Source organism: uncultured Sanguibacteroides sp., assembly GCF_900543425.1.
Lineage (GTDB): Bacteria > Bacteroidota > Bacteroidia > Bacteroidales > Marinifilaceae > Gabonibacter.
This window is the reverse complement of record NZ_UQRQ01000007.1, coordinates 49,902-69,623: the sequence shown is the minus strand read 5'-3', so window position 1 is coordinate 69,623 and position 19,722 is coordinate 49,902. Positions and strand designations below refer to the sequence as shown.

At 40.5% G+C, this 19,722-nt stretch carries 16 protein-coding genes; 13 read left to right on the top strand and 3 right to left on the bottom strand.

The window, feature by feature from the left end:
- Positions 1 to 12: 12 nt before the first annotated feature.
- Together QZR76_RS05340 and mce are read right to left on the bottom strand one after the other, a co-directional pair.
- Positions 13 to 1,572 carry an acyl-CoA carboxylase subunit beta gene (locus tag QZR76_RS05340; protein ID WP_294141211.1) on the bottom strand — a complete coding sequence of 520 codons (1,560 nt, stop codon included), beginning with the start codon at positions 1,570 to 1,572 and terminating at the stop codon, positions 13 to 15.
- 34 nt (positions 1,573 to 1,606) lie between these two features.
- Complete coding sequence (mce, locus tag QZR76_RS05335) at positions 1,607 to 2,011, bottom strand: methylmalonyl-CoA epimerase (RefSeq protein ID WP_294141077.1); 405 nt, start codon at positions 2,009 to 2,011, stop codon at positions 1,607 to 1,609.
- A gap of 276 nt (positions 2,012 to 2,287) precedes the next feature.
- Here mce and QZR76_RS05330 point away from each other — a divergent pair, with 276 nt between their 5' ends.
- The 7 genes from QZR76_RS05330 (at position 2,288) to QZR76_RS05300 (ending at position 11,920) form a co-directional block, all read left to right on the top strand.
- Positions 2,288 to 2,695, top strand: a complete 408-nt coding sequence (locus QZR76_RS05330) for a hypothetical protein (RefSeq protein WP_294141075.1) — start codon at positions 2,288 to 2,290, stop codon at positions 2,693 to 2,695.
- 196 nt (positions 2,696 to 2,891) lie between these two features.
- On the top strand, positions 2,892 to 4,283 hold the full coding sequence (locus tag QZR76_RS05325) for an aminopeptidase P family protein (RefSeq protein WP_294141073.1): 1,392 nt from the start codon (positions 2,892 to 2,894) through the stop codon (positions 4,281 to 4,283).
- 17 nt (positions 4,284 to 4,300) lie between these two features.
- On the top strand, positions 4,301 to 5,425 hold the full coding sequence (dnaN, locus tag QZR76_RS05320) for a DNA polymerase III subunit beta (protein ID WP_294141071.1): 1,125 nt from the start codon (positions 4,301 to 4,303) through the stop codon (positions 5,423 to 5,425).
- Between the two features lie 31 nt (positions 5,426 to 5,456).
- Positions 5,457 to 6,233 (top strand): 3'-5' exonuclease, encoded by a 777-nt coding sequence (locus tag QZR76_RS05315; protein WP_294141068.1) that lies wholly within the window; start codon positions 5,457 to 5,459, stop codon positions 6,231 to 6,233.
- Positions 6,234 to 6,481: 248 nt separating this feature from the next.
- Positions 6,482 to 7,531: an efflux RND transporter periplasmic adaptor subunit gene (locus QZR76_RS05310; RefSeq protein WP_294141066.1), complete on the top strand. Its 1,050-nt coding sequence runs from the start codon at positions 6,482 to 6,484 to the stop codon at positions 7,529 to 7,531.
- Between the two features lie 13 nt (positions 7,532 to 7,544).
- A complete protein-coding gene (locus QZR76_RS05305; RefSeq protein WP_294141064.1) occupies positions 7,545 to 10,580 on the top strand; it encodes an efflux RND transporter permease subunit in 3,036 nt (1,011 codons plus the stop codon).
- A gap of 68 nt (positions 10,581 to 10,648) precedes the next feature.
- Positions 10,649 to 11,920 carry a TolC family protein gene (locus tag QZR76_RS05300; protein ID WP_294141062.1) on the top strand — a complete coding sequence of 424 codons (1,272 nt, stop codon included), beginning with the start codon at positions 10,649 to 10,651 and terminating at the stop codon, positions 11,918 to 11,920.
- A gap of 78 nt (positions 11,921 to 11,998) precedes the next feature.
- On the opposite strand, the gene QZR76_RS05295 is transcribed toward QZR76_RS05300, so the two are convergent.
- The gene (locus QZR76_RS05295) at positions 11,999 to 13,147 is read right to left on the bottom strand and encodes a lipase family protein (RefSeq protein WP_294141060.1); all 1,149 of its coding nucleotides are present in this window, start codon (positions 13,145 to 13,147) and stop codon (positions 11,999 to 12,001) included.
- Positions 13,148 to 13,366: 219 nt separating this feature from the next.
- Between QZR76_RS05295 and argS the strand changes: the two genes are divergently transcribed.
- From argS to QZR76_RS05265, 6 genes are read left to right on the top strand one after another with little or no spacing between them, the layout of a single operon-like run.
- Positions 13,367 to 15,154 (top strand): arginine--tRNA ligase, encoded by a 1,788-nt coding sequence (gene argS / locus QZR76_RS05290; RefSeq protein WP_294141058.1) that lies wholly within the window; start codon positions 13,367 to 13,369, stop codon positions 15,152 to 15,154.
- An 11-nt stretch (positions 15,155 to 15,165) separates the two neighbouring features.
- Complete coding sequence (locus QZR76_RS05285; protein ID WP_294141056.1) at positions 15,166 to 15,678, top strand: flavin reductase family protein; 513 nt, start codon at positions 15,166 to 15,168, stop codon at positions 15,676 to 15,678.
- 2 nt (positions 15,679 to 15,680) lie between these two features.
- The gene (locus QZR76_RS05280) at positions 15,681 to 16,523 is read left to right on the top strand and encodes a histidinol-phosphatase (RefSeq protein WP_294141054.1); all 843 of its coding nucleotides are present in this window, start codon (positions 15,681 to 15,683) and stop codon (positions 16,521 to 16,523) included.
- An 11-nt stretch (positions 16,524 to 16,534) separates the two neighbouring features.
- On the top strand, positions 16,535 to 17,548 hold the full coding sequence (locus tag QZR76_RS05275) for a hypothetical protein (RefSeq protein ID WP_294141052.1): 1,014 nt from the start codon (positions 16,535 to 16,537) through the stop codon (positions 17,546 to 17,548).
- 38 nt (positions 17,549 to 17,586) lie between these two features.
- Entirely contained in the window at positions 17,587 to 18,555 is a 969-nt protein-coding gene (locus QZR76_RS05270) for an FKBP-type peptidyl-prolyl cis-trans isomerase (RefSeq protein ID WP_294141050.1), read from the top strand.
- A 12-nt stretch (positions 18,556 to 18,567) separates the two neighbouring features.
- Positions 18,568 to 19,341 carry an inositol monophosphatase family protein gene (locus tag QZR76_RS05265; protein WP_294141048.1) on the top strand — a complete coding sequence of 258 codons (774 nt, stop codon included), beginning with the start codon at positions 18,568 to 18,570 and terminating at the stop codon, positions 19,339 to 19,341.
- Positions 19,342 to 19,722 lie beyond the last annotated feature (381 nt).

Here is a 19,722-nt window from a genome sequence, read left to right as displayed (position 1 = left end):
ATCAATTGAATTTTATAAAGGTATATTACTATGTTTTTTCGGCGGATTAACAACCTTTTTCGTTTTCAGGCTTTCAAATGCGCGAATGATTCTGAAGCGAGAGTTACGCGGCTCGATTATATCGTCGATATAACCGTAAGATGCTGCTTGATACGGATTGGCAAATGCTTCATTATACTCGTCCTCTTTCTCCGTAACGAATTTTGCCCGAGCTTCCGGATCGGTCAATTCGGCTAAATTCTTGCCGTAAAGTACCTCGATGGCTCCTTTGGCTCCCATTACTGCAATTTGTGCTGACGGCCAGGCATAGTTGAAGTCTCCGCGAAGTTGTTTACAGGACATCACGTCGTGTGCTCCACCGTATGATTTTCTTAAAGTAACGGTTACTTTAGGTACGGTAGCCTCTCCATAGGCAAACATCAGTTTAGCCCCGTGAGTGATGATACCACCGTATTCCTGACCGCTACCCGGTAAAAATCCCGGAACATCGACCAAGGTCAAAATAGGGATATTAAAGCAGTCACAGAAACGAACGAAACGTGCTGCTTTACGAGAAGCTTCTATATCCAACACTCCGGCTAAGAAGTTCGGTTGGTTGGCAATCACACCGATAGGCATACCGTCCATCCGGCAGAATCCTACGATGATATTTTTGGCATAATTACGGTGAACTTCCAAAAATTCCCCGTAGTCCACGATAGATTCGATAACTTCCAACATATTGTAAGGCATATTGGGATTATCCGGAATGATCGTGTTTAATTTATCTTCCAAGCGATCGATCGGATCGGTACAAGGAATAATCGGAGCATCTTCCAAATTGTTGGAAGGCAGGTAAGAGAGTAATTTACGAATAATCATAATACCCTCTTCTTCGTTTTCTAACAAGAAGTGAGAAACTCCGGATTTTGTCGCGTGTACACGAGCTCCTCCCAGGTCTTCAGTCGAAATATCTTCTCCGGTTACGGTTTTTACCACTTTCGGTCCGGTTACGAACATGTAAGAGGTATTTTCTGTCATCATGATAAAGTCCGTTAAAGCCGGGGAATAAACGGCTCCTCCGGCACAAGGTCCGAAAATAGCAGAAATCTGGGGAATTACTCCGGATGCCAAAATGTTGCGTTCGAAAATTTCTGCATATCCGGCTAATGAAGTAACACCTTCCTGAATACGTGCACCACCGGAGTCATTCAGTCCGATAATCGGAGCTCCTACTGCCATAGCTTTATCCATTACCTTACATATTTTCATGGCTAATGTCTCGGATAAAGCTCCTCCGAATACGGTAAAGTCCTGAGCAAATACAAAAACCAAACGACCGTCGATGGTTCCTTGTCCGGTAACCACACCGTCACCTAAGAATTTGGTTTTTTCCATTCCGAAATTGGTACAACGGTGAGTTACGAACATGTCAAACTCTTCGAAGCTTCCGTCATCCAATAACATATCGATACGTTCACGGGCTGTAAATTTTCCTTTTTTATGCTGGGAGTCGATTCTCTTTTCGCCACCACCTAATTTTGCTTGTGCTCGGAGATCGATTAGTTTCTTTACTTTATCTTGATTTGTCATCATAATTTTATGAGTATAAAAGATTATTCAAAAATTACTTTGTTCCACAAAGCTCCGTTAGTACTCTGCAGGTTGATTTCGGGTGTAAAAAACCTATTTTTAAACCTTCTGCACCGTTTCTCGGTGTTTTGTCAATCAATTGACAACCGGCAGCTTGTGCGTCATTTAATGCAGTTGCAACATCTTCGACCGCAAATGCCATGTGATGCATACCTCCTCCGGTTTTCTCAACGAATTTTCCGATGGGGCCTTCTGGATCTGTGGATTCAAGCAATTCAATCTTAGTCTGTCCAACCTTGAAAAAAGCAGTTTTAACTTTTTGATCTTTTACTTCTTCAATGGCATAGCACTCTAATCCCAATACTTTTTCATAAAAAGGAATAGCTTCATCCAAACTGGCAACGGCGATGCCAATGTGTTCGATATGAGTTGGTTTCATTGTGATAAAATTTAAATTAATTAGATATTATGTTTAATTTTAATTTGTTTTCCACACAGATTTTTAGAACTATTGTCTCCTTAAAATACAAGGTGCGAAATTACTGATTGTTATTACGATTTTCAAACAATTTGACGTTGATTATTCTAAAAAAATAGTGTTTAGAATCATTTTAAATAACATGGTGAAAAATAGGTAAAAATCGAATGTTTATTGTTGTAACTCTTTACTTGTTAAATCCGTAAATCTCAAAAAATAAATGAAAAATAAAAGATCATGAGTAAACAGAAGTTTGTTGTTTTTATTTTGGCGATTATCGGGATGATTGCTACTTTTTTACCTTGGTATGAAGTGAATCTTTACGGTTCAATTGCGGGGTATCAATCGGCGGGTTGGTTCACGTTTATCATGTTTGCCGTTGCTTTTTTGTTTGCTTTAAGGGGGAGGTTGAAGGAAGATATGGGAGTGGGCTGGGTATATGTTGGTTCGGGTTTTAGCTTGGCGGCAGCTTTCGTCGTGTTATGGCGTATTATCAATATTTATTTAGACAAGGAGGGGGCTGTGACGACATTAACCGGAGAGATGATGGCAGAGGAAGTACGCATCTTATATGGTGCTTATCAGGTTGTCATTGCTGGTATATGTCTTCCTTTCGGAGCGTTCCTTTTTCAAGGAAAAAAATAATGAAGAACAAGTGAATTCCGGGATCGGGGAGTTGGAAAATCAATAAAGATTCAATTCCGTGATCCCGGAATAGTTATGTTTGAAAAGAGAAGAATTTATGATTTTGGAAATAAATCTTTTCATCTATTAAAAAAAAATCAGTACCTTGTCGTCTCGTTTGTAACGTTGAAAATTATTCATTAAAATAATAATAAATATGTTTGATAAAAGCGTGTATGTTAGTAGAAGAAAGCGACTTATTGAAAAAATGAGTGGCGGTCTGGTACTTGTTCTTGGTAATGGAGAAGCTCCTGCGAATTATACGGATAACACCTATAAATTCAGACAGGATAGTTCATTCCTTTATTTTTTCGGATTGAATTTACCCGGTTTTGCCGGAGTGCTGGATGTTGATACCGGTAAGGAGTATATTTTCGGGAATGATGTGGATATGGATGATATTATCTGGATGGGACCACAACCGATCGTAAAAGATATGGCCGCCGGTGTAGGAGTTGCTAATACGGCGCCTTTTACCAAATTGGCTGATTGTTTGAAAGAGGCGATAGCTGCCGGACGTAAAATTCATTTTTTACCTCCTTATCGTTATCGAAACATGATTATTTTGGAGGATTTGTTGGGTATTCATCACTCTTTGGTGAAGAGCTATGCTTCTTTGGAGTTGATTAAGGCTGTTATTTCCTTACGTTCCGTGAAAGAGCCGTGTGAGATCGATGAAATTAACCGGGCTTGCAACATCGGATACGAAATGCATGTGACAGCCATGAAACATGCTCACCCGGGTGTGAAAGAACAATACGTTGCCGGATTGATTGAAGGTATTGCCGCTTCTTATGGAAGTATGGTTTCTTTTCCGGTTATTCTATCTCAAAATGGAGAAACCCTGCATAATCATGACCATAGCAAGATATTGACGGAAGGACGCATGATGCTGACGGATGCCGGAGCCGAGTCGGTTATGAACTATTGTTCGGATTTTACGCGTACCGTGCCTGTCGGGGGAAAATTTAACCAGAGACAAAAAGAGATCTATAATATTGTACTGGCATGTAATAATAAGGCAATGGAGATTGCCCGTCCGGGAGTGACTTATCAATATGTGCACCTGGAAGTCTGTAAGGTGTTGGCACAAGGGTTGAAGGATCTCGGATTAATGAAGGGAGATGTGAATGAAGCGGTTGTTGCCGGTGCACATGCCTTGTTTATGCCTCACGGCTTGGGTCATATGATGGGGTTGGACGTGCATGATATGGAAGATTTGGGACAGATATATGTAGGGTACGATGAAGTTACCCGTCCGATTAATCAGTTTGGTACCTCTTCCTTAAGGATGGGAAGAATGTTACAACCGGGTTTTGTTATTACGGATGAACCGGGTTGTTATTTTATACCGGCTTTGATCGATCAATGGAGAGCACAGGGTCTGCATAAAGATTATTTGGTGTATGATAAGATCGAAGCTTATAAAGATTTCGGAGGTATTCGTTTGGAAGACGATATACTGATTACGGAAAACGGGTGTAAATGCATGGGAGATCACCGAGCTCCCATAACCGTTGAAGAAGTAGAGAATACTATGCAAATGTAAATTTAAAATCGTATAATATGAAGTTTGTTATATCAAGTAGCACTTTTCTTTCTCGGTTGCAAGCTGTGAGCCGCGTCATTAGTGGAAAGCCTGCTCAGCCGATTCTGGATAATATTTTACTGGTGGCTAAAGACAATATGTTGTTCGTTACCGCATCCGATAAAGAGACTACCATGGAAGCCCGTGTGGAGTTGGAACAATTGGAGATACCCGGTAGTATTACCATTCCTGCTAAATTATTGTTGGATATACTGAAAGAGTTTCCGGAACAACCGTTAACTTTTGAAATCAATGAGGCGACTCATAAAGTAACGATTATCTCCGATAAGGGTGAATTCTCCGTGATGGGAGAGGGTGCTGAAGATTATCCGATACAATCCGGTTTGGATGAAAATTCGGTCGTGTTGGTAACCAATTGCGGTATGTTACTGGAAGGAATTTCCAAGACTGTTTTTGCGACGGCGAATGACGATCTTCGTCCAGTGATGAACTGTATTCTGATCGAGATGAACGCGGAAAATTTCACTTTTGTTGCTTCCGATGCCCATAAATTGGTACGATATAAGCGTTTCGATGCCCGTACGGATGGAGAGCAGCGGGCTTTGATTTTGCCGAAAAAGCCCTCGTTGTTATTGAAAAATATTTTACCGAAGGATGAAAGCGAATTGAAAATGCAATTCAATGAAAAAATGGCTTGTTTCACTTTCGGGGATTACAAGATGGTATGTACTTTGGTAGAAGGACGTTTCCCGAATTATAATTCGGTTATTCCTCAAAATAATCCCAAGAAAATTATAATTGAGAAAAAAGAGTTGTATAATACCTTGAGAAGAGTGTCCGTGATGGCTAATCAAGCCAGTAATCTGGTGAAATTCGATTTGACAAGGGGGTCTATGGTCATCTCTGCTCAAGATGTGGATTATGCTATGTCCGGACATGAGACGATCTCCTGTCAATACGATGGAGATGAAATGGCTATCGGATTTAAATCTCCTTTTGTCTTGGAAATTTTAGCCAATTTAAATACGGAATATTTTGTATTGGAATTATCGGATCCCAGTCGTCCCGGTCTCTTCCTGCCTTACGAAAGTGATAGTCAGGATGAGGATTTATTGATGCTATTGATGCCGATGATGGTGTAATACATTTATTTGAAATTTAAATTGAAAGTTTGTGAAATTAAAACTGACCTGTCCGATCGTTTTTTTTGATTTGGAAACGACGGGTGTTAATATTGCCAAGGATAAAATTGTTGAAATATCCGTTTTGAAAATCCATCCCAATGGAAAAGAGGAACAGAAGACTCTCCGGGTTAATCCGGAAATGCATATACCGGAACAAGCGACGGCGATTCATGGTATTACGGATGAAGATGTAAAGGATTCTCCTGTTTTTAAGGAGGTAGCTAAAGAGTTAGCCCGTTTTATCGAGGGATGTGATCTGGGAGGGTATAATTCGAACCGTTTTGATATTCCTCTGCTTGCAGAAGAGTTTTTGAGGGTAGGGGTGGATTTCGATATGCGTAAGCGCAGATTTGTGGATGTACAAACGATCTTTCATAAAATGGAACAACGTACGTTAAGTGCGGCGTATCGTTTTTATTGTGATAAGAATTTGGAAGATGCACATACTGCGGCGGCGGATACCTTGGCTACTTACGAGGTATTACAATCTCAATTGGAACGCTATGAAGGGCAGTTGGAAAATGATATCACTTTCTTAAGTAAGTTTTCGTCTCAAAGCAATAATGCGGACTTCGCCGGTTTTATCGTGTATGATGAAAATGGAGTTGAGGTTTTTAATTTTGGAAAAAATAAAGGAGTTCCTGTACTTCAGGTGTTGAAGGAGCAACCGGGGTATTTTGCCTGGATGCTGAATAGTGAATTTCCATTGTATACAAAAAAAATATTGACTGAAATTAAATTAAGAAGTGCCGGATTATTGAAATAGTTTGTCTAAATAGTATAAAATACGTATAATTAATTAAGAACGTTCGATAACCTTATCGAACGTTTTTTTATTTCAAAATGTGTATGAATGAACTTTTTATAGCCTGTTTCGTATTGTATATATTTGGGTAAAATCTTTATCTGAATTTTTGCTTCATTTCGTTAACTGGGATTCTGGCATGGAAGTTGTAAAGACGTAGCCCTTGTAGTAATAAAGAAGTTGAATAATAATTAATAATAATTTGTTTTATGAGGTGTAAATGGGCAATTTTAGGTTTATCTGTACTTTTGGGCGTCTCTTGTAAAGGAAAAAAGGATAATACCGTCCCCGATATTATCCGTCCGGTAAAGGTCGTAAAAGTAGAGTCGTTAGATGCTATAAATAAAGTGTATACAGGTATTGTCGAGGCGGAAGAATATAGCAATTTGGCTTTTAAGGTATCGGGTCCGTTAATTGAAATGAACGTGGAAGAGGGACAGAAGGTGAAGAAGAATCAAATCATCGCGCGGGTGGATCCTTTGGATTATCGGTTACAATATGAAGCGAATAAGGCAGCCTACTTGACGGCTAAATCTCAATTGGAGCGAAATAAGAAGTTATTGGCCATGCAAGCCATTTCCAAACAAGATTATGAAATTGCGGATGCAAATTACATCAAAGGGAAGTCTGCTTATGAAACCTCACAGAATACATTGGAAGATACGAAATTGAGAGCTCCTTTTGACGGATTCGTGGAAAAAAAATTCGTAGAGAATTACCAGAAAGTGATGCCGGGAGAGTCTATTATAAAACTGGTGAATCCCCGAAAATTAGCGGTCAGCTTTACTTTACCGGAAACAAGTGTGGATTTGACCCGGGTTCCGATGACGGTAACGGTTGAGTTTGATACTTATAAAGGACTTTGGTTTAAAGCCCGGGTAAAAGAATTTATCGATGCTTCTCCTGACGGAACGGGTATTCCCGTGAAATTATCCATTGATGATCCTCGTTTTTCCAGAGATATACATAATATCTATCCCGGATTTTCCTGTAAGGTTAATTTGAAAATAGAGACGAGTGTGGCAGGTAGCTATATCGTGCCGATGAGTGCTCTCTTTAAAGATTTGAACACGGGTAAAACTTGCGTGTGGCTGTATAACACAACCTCAGAGACGGTAACGAGTCAGGCTGTGGAAATCGGACAATTGATAGGTAATGATAAAGTGATCGTGGAGAAAGGATTGAATCGTGATAATATCATTGTGGTGGCGGGTGCTAATTATATCACGGAAGGTCAGAAAGTAAAAATATTAAAATAATAAAGGAAAAATTATGAATATAGCTAGATATTCGCTGGATAACACGAAGGTAATCTATTTTTTCCTGGCCATATTGATGATCGGAGGCGTTTTGTCGTTTGATTTATTGGGAAAGAAAGAGGATTCTCCTTTTGTGATTAAAACGGCAGTCATTATTACACAATATCCCGGAGCAACGCCTGCTGAAGTGGAACAATTGATCACGGAACCCATAGAACGGGAGATTCAGTCTATGCGGCGCGTACATAAAATAAATTCGGAGTCTTTTTATGGGATGTCTAAAATTAAAATTGAGCTGAGTCCTGCAACTCCTCCGGATGAAATGCCTCAGATGTGGGACGAGTTGAGGCGTAAGGTATTGAATATTCAACCGAGCCTGCCTCAGGGTGCTTCTCAAATTAGCGTATCGGATGATTTTGGGGATGTATTTGGTATATATTACGGTTTAACGGCTGACGAGGGATTTAGCTACCACGATTTGAGGGAGTGGGGACAAAAATTAAAGACTCAATTGGTGACGATTGACGGTGTGCAAAAAGTAGCCTTGTTCGGGGAACAGACAGAAGTGGTGAATGTTTTTATAACGATGTCGAAGTTAGCCAATTCCGGATTAAATCTAAACACGTTGATCAATACCATAAAATCCCAGAATTCTCTAATCAATACAGGCGTAAAGAGAGCCGGGAATATTGAATTGAAAATACTTGCCGACGGAACTTATAAAACTTTAGACGATATTCGGAATCAATTGATTGTGACAGAAACCGGACAGCAAGTTCGTTTAGGCGATATTACGATTGTGGAGAAGGGGTATTTGGATCCGCCCTCCAGTTTGATTCGGGTAAATGGTAAACGGGCTATAGGCATTGGAATCTCTACCGTACCCGATATGGATGTGGTAAAGACCGGAGAAAAGGTGAAAGACAAATTGAGTCAGTTGGTAGAGATGATGCCTGTCGGCATCGAGTTGGTGACTCTTTATCCGGAGAATGAAATTGCAAGAGAAGCAAATAACGGATTTATTTTAAATCTGATAGAGTCTGTTGTGATTGTTATTCTGATCATTCTACTTGTCATGGGAACTCGGGCCGGACTATTGATAGGTTCTTCCTTACTTTTTTCCATCGGGGGAACCATGCTAATCATGCAATTTATGGGCGTGGGACTAAACCGGACCTCCTTGGCTGCTTTTATTATTGCCATGGGTATGTTGGTCGATAATGCCATTGTGGTTACGGATAATGCCCAGATATTGATAAAAAAGGGAATGAAGCGGCGGGACGCTTTAATAAAAGGAGCTACTTCTCCTCAATGGGGATTATTGGGAGCAACCTTAATTGCTATTTTCTCTTTTTTACCTCTTTATTTGGCGCCTTCGGCAGTTGCGGAGATGGTTAAGCCTTTGTTTATCGTGTTGGCTGTTTCTCTGGCATTGAGTTGGATATTGGCATTGACACAGACGACTGTATTCGGTAATTTTATCTTAAAAGAAGGAAGCGGCGAAGCTGTGAAGGATCCTTATGATACGAAATTTTATAATAAATTTACCGCTGTGCTACGAGAGTTGATACATCATAAGGTGCTTACGCTTGTTACCGTGATTGTATTGTTTTTCGTTTCACTTTATATTATGGGGGCCATGCCTCAAAACTTTTTCCCGAATATGGATAAACCTTATTTCCGTGCAGATTGTTTCTTGCCGGAAGGGTATAGTATTCGGGAATCGGAAAAAATATTGACGGAGATCGAAGGTTACTTAATGAAGCAAAAGGAGGTGAAAAATGTCTCCTTGACGGTGGGGAGTTCCCCGTTGCGTTATTATCTGGCAAGTACTTCTTTCGGCCCGAAATCGAATTTCGGTAACTTGTTGATAGAAGTGGATGATAAAGCTAATTCGCCTATTTTGGAGGAAAGATTGAATACTTATGTACGGGAAAATTATCCGGATGTATTAATCCGTTCTTCTTTGTTTAAACTTTCTCCGGCCGTGGAAGCCTCTATTGAGATCGGTTTTATCGGGGATAATATAGATACCTTAGTTGCTTTGACCAATCGTGCCATGAAAATGATGCGGGAGACCGGAATGGTTACCAATGTGCGGAATAGTTGGGGAAATAAGGTTCCGGTTTGGGAGCCTGCTTATTCCCAGGAGCGGGGACAGCGTGTCGGAATTACTCGTCAATCCGTGGCTTATGCATTGAAGATTGCGACCAATGGCTTATCGCTTGGAGATTATCGGGAAAAAGATCTGTTTATGCCGATTTTATTGAAAGAGGATGGGTTGGATACAAAGAATCTTGATAATATGAAAACATTACCGGTATTTACTTCGAAAGGCTTGACCGTCCCGTTGGCTCAGGTTGTGGATAGTTTTGCTTACGATTATAATTTTAATGTTATCAAGCGTTATAATCGGGATCGGGTGATGATGGCTCAATGCGATGCGAAAAGGGGAGTAAATACGAAAGCTGCTTTTGCCAAGGTTTTGAGTCAGGTGAAGCAAATGGATCTGCCGGAAGGCTATTCGATGAAAGTTTTTGGAGAGGAAGAGACACAAGAAGAATCGAATCAGGCTTTGGCTGCTAATATGCCCCTGACTCTGATATTGATGTTTATCGTGCTTTTATTGTTGTTCCGTACTTATCGAAAACCGACGGTTATTCTGTTAATGGTTCCTTTGATCTTTATCGGTGTCGTTTTTGGATTGCTGGTGATGGGAAAAATGTTTGACTTCTTTGCGCTGTTAGGTGTATTGGGATTGGTTGGAATGAATATAAAAAATGCCATTGTACTGGTCGACCAGATAGGGATAGAACAGGAAAACGGTTTGGCTCCTTTGGATGCCGTGTTGCAGGCCACGAAATCCAGAATCGTACCGGTAACAATGGCTTCAGGAACGACTATTTTGGGAATGTTACCCCTTTTATTCGATGCCATGTTCGGGGGAATGGCCGCTTGTATCATGGGCGGATTATTGATAGCCAGTTTGTTGACGATAGTCGTGTTGCCTGTGACTTATTGTTTGATTTTCAGGATAAAAGTAAGATAGTACATGGTCTCCTGATTCTTGGCATTTGAGGGTCGGGAGCCATCATCTAAATTCATAAACAAAAAAGTATGAAACAATTTATTTTAAGTATATCGATTCTGTTGGCTGCCGTTACCGTGAACGGACAAGCGTTGATGTTGACGTTGGAGCAATATCGCCAACGAGTATTGGAATATAATCAGGATGTAAAACAGTCGCAGGAGGCTGTAAAAGCTGCTGTCTTCGCTTTGAAAGCGATTAAGACAGGTTTTTTCCCGAAGGTCCAGATCGGAGGAGATTACTCTTATCAATTGGAGGATGTAGAGTTTATGCAGGGAATCGATATGAAACATAGTAATTACTCTGCCGTAGCGACTGCTTCCCAGAATCTGTATTCCGGAAGCGGAGTGAAAAAGCAACGGGATGCGGCGAGATTGCAAGAAGCTATTGCACGGTTAAGCGAGGAGTTGACAAAAGATAATATTATTTATGCCGCAGATTTGAGTTATTGGTCGGTTGCTGCTAATGAGACACTTTATCTGATATCGGAAGAGTTTGTTATGATTGTACGGGAGTTATACGATATCGTAAATAAACGTTTCGATGAGGGCGCTATTAGTAAAACAGATGTATTAATGGTAAAGACTCGGTTGAAGGAGGCTGAATTGCAGTTGTCTACGGCAGATATGAACTTTAAGACAGCCATGCAGTCGTTAAAGATCATGATGGGAGTTGCTTTGGAAGAGACCGTTGTCGTTATCGATTCTATTCAAAAACCGATGATTGTTCCCGCGTTACAGCCTATTGAAACGGCCTTAAAACGTCGTCCTGATTTTCAGATCGCCACGGAAAATCTGAATCTGGCGAAACAACAAACAAAGATATTACGGGCAAAATATCTTCCTCAGTTCAGTATTGGATTGAAAGAGGCATGGGGAACGCCGATGATTAATGTTGACGGAAAAGAGCGTTTTACCACGGTAGCTTTTGCCAAGTTAAGTATGCCTGTATTCAATTGGGGCGAAAAACGTCACTATGTACAACAAAATAGAGCAATGGAGGTTTATAAAGCATTGGAAATTAGTAAGGTACAAGATCAGATTAAAGAGGAGTTGGCTAATGCCTGGGTGAAGTTGAATGAATCTGCCAAACGAGTGGAGATCGCACGAACTACTTTAGATATCTCCCGGGAAAATTTAATGTTAAATACATTTAGCTATAACGAGGGAAAATTACCGATCTTAGATGTGCTTTCCTCTCAGGCGACCTGGTTACAAGCATACACGAATGTGGTTTCTGCGAATTATCAATACAAGGCGGCTTTAGCGGAATATGTTAAAATATTGGGAGGATACAATTGATTAACCCACGGGGACGGGTGCAATGTGCTATTTTTGTAAATTAAAGGATTCTGTGATTTAGTGATTGGGATAAAGTTTTTATAGTTTGAGTACTACCTGTAAATAGAATTGAACCCCGGCACTACTGTGATCTCCTTGAAGGGAGACAAAATTAACCCTGCATCCTTGCTGCTGGAATGAATGAAAAGCATGTTCGGCATTTAGATAAGGTACGTAAGTGTCATCGGGCGAGTGCATAAGCGTGAGAGAAGAGTTGGGAGTCCATTCGACAAGAGAGTTTTGTCTCAAAGCTTTTTCCAATTTTTTTATGGAGTTGTTTTTTTCCGGTAGAAAAAAAGCAGGCGATAATATATCTTCCAGCCAATGACCTAATCGCATGTTTATTTCCGGTAGATCTTGATTCCCGTTGAAAAGAGGAATTACCTGATCGGGAGAAATGAAAATCTCGTTCCAATCTAACTGTAAACGGCTACCTGTGTTTAAACCGAGAATCAGATAAGGAACAAAGGCAGGTTGGGAGATGTAATTTTGGTTTAAAAAATAGTTATAGGTAGCTTCTAAATCGTAAGCTCCCCCTCCTGCAAAGGTTTGTTTGACTTTTAGGTCGGTAGCGGGTATTTCTTCGATTTTTTTCAATAAAGCAAGAGTGGCATTTCCTCCTTGTGAATATCCCATTAGGGAAATCTCTTCCGGAATGGAAAAACGAATGGATTGCAGATACTCTTTTCCGGCCCTGATCATATCCAGACACGATTGGGCGGTACTGTTGCTGTGAAAAAAAGGGTGGAATAGATGTTCCGTCTCTCCAAATCCGATGTAGTCTGCCATAAAAACGACTTGCTTAAAGAGAACGGGAGCAAGTTCGAAATGAAGAAGCTGGCGGGAGGGGGCTTGGGATTTTAAAAATAAAGAAGAGTGTTGTACGCTGGTAACACCATTTATATTTTTATTGGAAGGATAAGCGATAACGCCAGAGGCGATAATATCTTGATTTTTACAGTCTTTTGTCCGATAACGTATGGTCGTGACATGAATATTTTGTAAAAGAAAGGAAAGAGAGGAGTAACGGGTGAAAATTTCAGGATACCTGTTTTTTATCTCTTTGACGGAAAACTCTTTTTCTTGAATGACAGATACGAAGTAACGGGGAGAGATAGATTCTTCATCTTTAGAGCAGGAGTGGAGTAATAACAATCCGATAACTGAAAAGAGTAAGAATTTCTTCATGATATATATTTTTTATGTTCGTGTTCAAATATAATAAATTATGAATTGATGTTAAGTGAATGATCGGGAGAAAGCGGGATTTTTGTTTTTTATCCGGATCGTTCGGTCAAAAATGGAAATAATTGTGGGGAAAAGTGATTTTTCCGATTAATTGCGGATATTATCTTGATAAATTGTATTTTTGCGAACGTTAGTGAATTGTTTAAAAGTTTGAGCGATATGACGATAGAAAAAATGCTTACTCAGCAAGTATTGGAGGCCGTAAAGGCATGTTACGGGGTTGAATTGACAGCTAAGGATATTCAGTTGCAGGAAACGAGAAAAGAGTTTGCCGGAGATTTGACGGTAGTGGTTTTTCCGTTTACCCGATATTCTCGAAAGTCCCCCGAAGAGACGGCGAAAGAGCTGGGAGAGTATTTGAAGCAGAATATAGAAGAGGTCAAAGAATACAATGTCATTAAAGGTTTTCTTAATGTAACGATCTCTTCAGCCTATTGGATTGAGGTATTGAATGAAGTAGCCGAAGAGGAGAGATTTGGCTACTTAAAAGAGAAGAGCGGGAAGACCATTATGATAGAATACTCTTCTCCTAATACGAACAAGCCTTTGCATTTAGGTCATATCCGGAATAATTTGCTGGGATGGTCTGTGTCTGAAATCCAGAAAGCAAACGGGCATGAGGTGATTATGGTTAATTTGGTGAATGATCGGGGAATACATATTTGTAAAAGTATGATAGCCTGGAAGAAATTCGCTAATGGAGCGACACCCGAATCTACCGGCACAAAAGGAGATCATTTCGTGGGCGATTACTACGTACGTTTCGATAAAGAGTATAAAGCTCAAATAAAAGAGCTGATGGGAAAAGATATGTCGGAGGAGGAAGCAAAGAAAAATGCTCCGATTCTGTTGGAAGCTCAGGAGATGTTGCGCAAATGGGAGGCTGGAGACGAGGAAACCGTAGCTTTGTGGCGGATGATGAATGATTGGGTTTTGGAAGGGTTTGATGAAACTTATAAATTGATGGGGATCTCTTTTGATAAGATCTATTTCGAATCGGAAACTTATAAAAAAGGACGCGATCTTGTGTTGAAAGGGTTGGCCGACGGAGTTTTGTACCAGAAAGAAACGGGAAGTATTTGGGCCGATCTGACGGGAGACGGGTTGGATCATAAATTGTTGTTGCGGGATGACGGAACTTCCGTTTATATGACTCAGGATATTGGGACTGCCTACGATCGTTTTAATGAATTTAATATCGATCAGGAAATCTATGTTGTAGGCAATGAGCAGAACTATCATTTTCAGGTGTTGTCCCTGATTTGTAAAAAATTAGGTTTCGAGTGGGCAGACAAGATTAAACACCTCTCTTATGGTATGGTGGAGTTACCGGAAGGGAAGATGAAATCAAGGGAAGGTACGGTAGTTGATGCCGATGACCTTATTGCGGAGATGATTCATACCGCACGGGTAACTTCTGAGGAGCTGGGGAAGTTGGAGGGTTATTCTCGGGAAGAAGCAGAAGAGGTGTATCGTAAGGTTGCCTTAGGAGCTTTAAAATATTTTATTTTAAAAGTAGATCCTAAAAAAACGATGATGTTCAATCCGAAAGAATCGATTGATTTTAACGGAAATACGGGACCTTTTATTCAATATACCTACACGAGGATTAAGTCGGTATTGCGCAAAGCGGCAGAAATCGGAATTGCGATCGAACCGGGGGATATACATACCTCGTTAACGGAGAAGGAACAGAATCTGATTAAACTAATAGCCAAATTACCTTCGGTAGTAAAAGAAGCCGGGGACAATTATAGTCCTGCCGTGCTGGGAAATTACGCGTATGAGCTGGCCAAGGAGTTTAATCAATTTTACCATGATTACTCTATTCTGAAGGAAGAGAATGTAACGGTCCGGAATATTCGATTATTGTTGGCGCGGCAATGTAGCGAGGCTATAAAAAGTGCTATGGGGATGCTGGGAATTGAGATGCCGGAAAGAATGTAAACAAGAGAGAAATGAATATGCTTCAAAAAATAGATCCTAAGGTTATTCAGGAGAATGCCATCCAATTAATTGGTGAGGAGTGGATGCTTATTGCTGCCGGTAATGCCGATCATTTTAATATGATGACGGCGAGTTGGGGTATGATGGGTTTTTTGTGGAACAAGCCTGTCGTGACTGTTTTTGTACGCCCGCAGCGGTATACGTTTGAATTTATGGAAAATAATGCCTATTTTACGCTTACTTTTTTGGGAAAAGAGAACCGAAAAGCGTTAAATGTATGTGGCTCGACTTCAGGTAGGGATGTCAATAAGGTGGAAAAGAGTGGATTGACTCCCTGTTTTACATCGTTGGGGAATCCTTTTTTTGAAGAAGCCCGTTTGGTTTTGGAGTGTAAAAAAATATACACGGATTGGTTAAAAGAAGATGCTTTTTTAGAGAAAAGACCGGTAGTGGAAAGTTATCCTGAAAAAGATTTTCATAAAATATACGTGGGCGAGATTGTTAATGCTTGGATGAAAAAGTAAGAATGGATTTATGTAATTATCATAGTCATTGTACTTTTTGTGATGGAAGGGCGCCTGCTGAAGATTTTGTAAAAGCGGCGATAGAAGCAGGATTTCATAGTTATGGAATCTCTTCCCATTCTCCGCTGCCGTTTGAAACCGACTGGTCTTTAAAACGGAGCGAGGTAGGGAATTATTTGCAGGAAATGGAGAGGCTTAAACGAGTATATGCTCCGATGCTTGAAGTATATGTAGGGTTGGAAATTGATTATTTGAATGATGAATGCGGACCTTCGTCTCTTTACTTTCAACAATTGCCGTTGGATTATCGTATCGGTTCCGTTCATTATGTAGTGAATCCGGAAAAAGAGAAAGTGATGGATATGGACGGGAGAGTCGAAGATTTTCGGAGAAACCTGGATGATGTGTTCGCCGGAAATTTGAGGCAGTTGATAAAGAATTATTTTCAGGCTTCGATGCGAATGGTTGAGTTAGGCGGTTTCGATTTTATTGCTCACGCGGATAAAGTGGCGATGAATAGTTCGCTTTGTGATCCGGAAATCGTGGACAGCAAATGGTTCCGGGCGATGATGATGGATTATTTGAGGTTGATTGCAGAGAAAGGTGTGATGGTGGAGATCAATACGAAAGCCTATGTACGAAGAGGAATGTTGTTTCCGGACGTGCGTTATTTTAGAGAATTGAAGACATTAAAAATACCCCTGATGGTAAATTCCGATGCCCATGAGCCTGGAAAAATAAATCAAAGTAGGGCAGAGGCATTTGAGTTGTTACGAGAGGCGGGAATTCGGAGTACGGTACATTTACGAAAAGGATTTTGGGAAGAAACGGAGATAACGGTTTAATAAAAACGAGTATGGGAAAATATTATATTTTATCGGTATGCGTGTTGATACTTAGCTTTTGGAGTTGCTCCGAAGAAAAAGAGGACGATCTGATTGATATTTTGGAGAAAGAATCCATCGGTATTGGGGAATACCTGCGAGAAAATGCTACAACTTCTGTTACTACGGTTTGTTTCTATTCCGTAAAAGGTTTGCCGATTGATTCTATCTATATTTTTAACAACGATCAGTCGGGAACTTTGGTGAAAGAAGATGAATACGCCCTGATCGATTACGATGTGTTGGATTTGAACGGGAAATACATGGATTCTACTGATCCGCAACAGAAGCTGGATTCTACTTATATCAGAACTTACGCGATGGGGGGACCGGTATATAATGTACTCGATACGGTGAATAAGTTTAATTATATCGGGGAGGCGTTGAAATACATCGGAGAAGGTAAAACGGGTGAAATGATTGTTCCTTCTAAACTGGGTAGCCAGAACGGAAAGTCGATGTTGTATAAACTTCAGGTAAAACGGGTCATTCCGGACTTTAAGAAATATGAAGACGCTTTGATTCAGAGTTATATAGGTCAAATAGAAGGTAAGATCGGCGATCCTGTCGAGATAAGACAAAATGATTCGATCACTTATCTGGTAATGACACGTCAAGGAAGCGGAGCCTCCGCAATCAAGGAAGGAGATACGGTTTCGATTTCACATGAGGCCTACGTTTTGACCGAGGGTTTGTTGAAGCAGTATGAAGTTTGGGATAGTGTGACGATGATTCATCCTCAAGCCCCGAGAAATGGGACGATATTGGAAGCTTATGCAAAGGCTTTGACCTATTTACGCGATGGAGACGAAGCAACGGTTATTTTGCCTTATGTTTTGGGATACGGACGTGCAGGAGTAAGGAATACAGGCGGACAGATTTTGATACCCTCTTTTTCAACTTTGGTATATACGTTGAAAATAAAAAGAGTGGGTATATTTACTCCTCCGGAAAATCCGGAGACGGGAACGGGTAACGAGCCATGACAGATGGTATATTTTAATAACAACTAAAAAAAACGGAAATGAAAAGAAACAATTTAATTTGGGGATTAGGCTTGCTGACGGGAATATTTGCAGGCTGTTCGGATGATATAGATACGATTGATATCAAAAAGGTTCTTGCTCAGGAACAAAAGAATATCGAAGCTTATCTTGATAAGAATGCCGAGACTGAGATAATAAAAATACCTGTATCCGCACAAAACGAACATATTGCGGACATGTATGTTTTCAATAACGATCAAACCGGAACGGTAGCGCAAGATAAAGAGTGGGTATTGATTAACTATGATTTGACGAACTTGAACGGGTATATTTTTGATACGACAGACCCGGCTAAGGCCGCAGGCGTAGGTGGTGGATTTACAGCTACTTTTCCTTATGGAGGACCGGTGTATTGTCAGGTCGGAGACGGTAATTTTGTAGGTTTGTTAGCCGGTTATATCGGTGAAGGTAAAAAAGGAAATTTACTTATTCCTTCTCCGGTGATGTATAGTAACGGAATCACTCATTTGTATGATATGAAGGTGGAGAAAGTCGTGGGAAAAGATCTGTTCTCCTATGAAAAAGGAATGATCAAACGGTATATGGATGAAGTTTATTCGACTATTCCCCAGGAAAATATTCTGGATGTGAAGAGTGGCGATACGACAACCTATATTGTTCGGACGACATTAGCTTCAGAAGGAGAATACATTGAAGCAAAAGATAGCGTTAGTGTCGTATGTGCGGCTTATCTTTTGGATGAGGTGAGAGATAGAGATAACTTAAGACAAATTATAAAAATCGATGGAAATAAACCGGTGAAATGGCTTGTAAGCGATTTAATCGATGGCTTGAAGTTAAGTTTCCCGCTATTGAGGGCCGGTGATAAAGCCGATATTATTGTGCCTTACGGTATGGCTTATGAAAATAAACTTTTTAGAGGAATTCCTCCTTATTCAACCATTATTTATCGGTTGGAAATCAAAGAGAAAATTGCTAAAAAGTAAAAGAGTAAAGAAATGGATCCGGATTTGAAAAATACGCTGGAACTTGCTGTCAAATGGGCTAAAGAGGTCGGAAAGATACAGTATTCTTATTTCCGAACGAACAATTTGGGTATTGAAACCAAATCGAATGTTTTCGATGTGGTGACGAAGGTGGATAAGTTATGTGAAGCTTTTTTGTTGGAACAGATAAAAACGTATTTTCCGGATCATAGTGTATTGGGCGAGGAGAGCGGGGAACACGATGCACATAGTGATTATTTATGGGTTGTCGATCCTCTGGACGGAACGAACAATTATAGTCAGGGATTGCCCGTGTTTACGGTCTCTATCGGATTAACCTATCGGAAAGAACCGTTGATCGGTGTCGTATATGCTCCCTATTTGGATGAGATGTATACGGCGGTTCGGGGAGAAGGAGCTATACTGAACGGAAAATCGATTCGGGTATCTGATAAAAAGGATTTGTTGCATAGTGTGTTGGGAACCGGATTTCCCTATGATAAGGACGTGAATCCGGATAACAATGCAGCTAACGTATCCCGTATTCTGCCACACATCCGGGGACTCCGGCGTATGGGATCAGCTGCCTATGATTTGTGTTGCGTGGCTGCCGGATTTTTGGATGCCTATTGGGAATTGGGACTACATGCTTGGGATGTATGTGCCGGGGAGCTTATCGTACAAGAGGCCGGAGGAGAAATCCGATCTTTTCGGGAAGACCGGGGAATTGCTATCATGGCTGGGAATCACCGTCTGATTGATGAAATGCAAGAGTACATACGATAACCTGTGATTGGAATTATTCTTACATAATAAAACTGGAGTTCATTGACCGGACTCCAGTTTTTATTTTTTGAAAAGAGAGTAATAAGGTCTGAGATTAATTTTGGATTTAGGATTTACGATTAATTTCTGCTCCTGCTATTTTAAAATCATCGATCTAAAATCCGAAATCGTCAATCTTTTCAATCCCTTAATTCTTTTAATCTATAATCGCAAGGGATAATTCTTCGGGGTAAAGACGTTTCCGTCGGTCGTGTAGTCAATTTTCGTTCACTACCCTCCGGGACTCGCTTTGCTCGGACAATCCGTCGGGTGGCCGTTCCGAAAACCGAACCCGACACTCGCCGTTCACTATTGATACCCCTTCGTTTTTATCCCTTCCCC

Coding starts and splice junctions, on each gene's coding strand:
- QZR76_RS05340 (WP_294141211.1), bottom strand. CDS start 1,572: ATGACAAATCAAGATAAAGTAAAGAAACTAATCGATCTCCGAGCACAA.
- mce (WP_294141077.1), bottom strand. CDS start 2,011: ATGAAACCAACTCATATCGAACACATTGGCATCGCCGTTGCCAGTTTG.
- QZR76_RS05330 (WP_294141075.1), top strand. CDS start 2,288: ATGAGTAAACAGAAGTTTGTTGTTTTTATTTTGGCGATTATCGGGATG.
- QZR76_RS05325 (WP_294141073.1), top strand. CDS start 2,892: ATGTTTGATAAAAGCGTGTATGTTAGTAGAAGAAAGCGACTTATTGAA.
- dnaN (WP_294141071.1), top strand. CDS start 4,301: ATGAAGTTTGTTATATCAAGTAGCACTTTTCTTTCTCGGTTGCAAGCT.
- QZR76_RS05310 (WP_294141066.1), top strand. CDS start 6,482: ATGAGGTGTAAATGGGCAATTTTAGGTTTATCTGTACTTTTGGGCGTC.
- QZR76_RS05305 (WP_294141064.1), top strand. CDS start 7,545: ATGAATATAGCTAGATATTCGCTGGATAACACGAAGGTAATCTATTTT.
- QZR76_RS05300 (WP_294141062.1), top strand. CDS start 10,649: ATGAAACAATTTATTTTAAGTATATCGATTCTGTTGGCTGCCGTTACC.
- QZR76_RS05295 (WP_294141060.1), bottom strand. CDS start 13,147: ATGAAGAAATTCTTACTCTTTTCAGTTATCGGATTGTTATTACTCCAC.
- argS (WP_294141058.1), top strand. CDS start 13,367: ATGACGATAGAAAAAATGCTTACTCAGCAAGTATTGGAGGCCGTAAAG.
- QZR76_RS05285 (WP_294141056.1), top strand. CDS start 15,166: ATGAATATGCTTCAAAAAATAGATCCTAAGGTTATTCAGGAGAATGCC.
- QZR76_RS05280 (WP_294141054.1), top strand. CDS start 15,681: ATGGATTTATGTAATTATCATAGTCATTGTACTTTTTGTGATGGAAGG.
- QZR76_RS05275 (WP_294141052.1), top strand. CDS start 16,535: ATGGGAAAATATTATATTTTATCGGTATGCGTGTTGATACTTAGCTTT.
- QZR76_RS05270 (WP_294141050.1), top strand. CDS start 17,587: ATGAAAAGAAACAATTTAATTTGGGGATTAGGCTTGCTGACGGGAATA.
- QZR76_RS05265 (WP_294141048.1), top strand. CDS start 18,568: ATGGATCCGGATTTGAAAAATACGCTGGAACTTGCTGTCAAATGGGCT.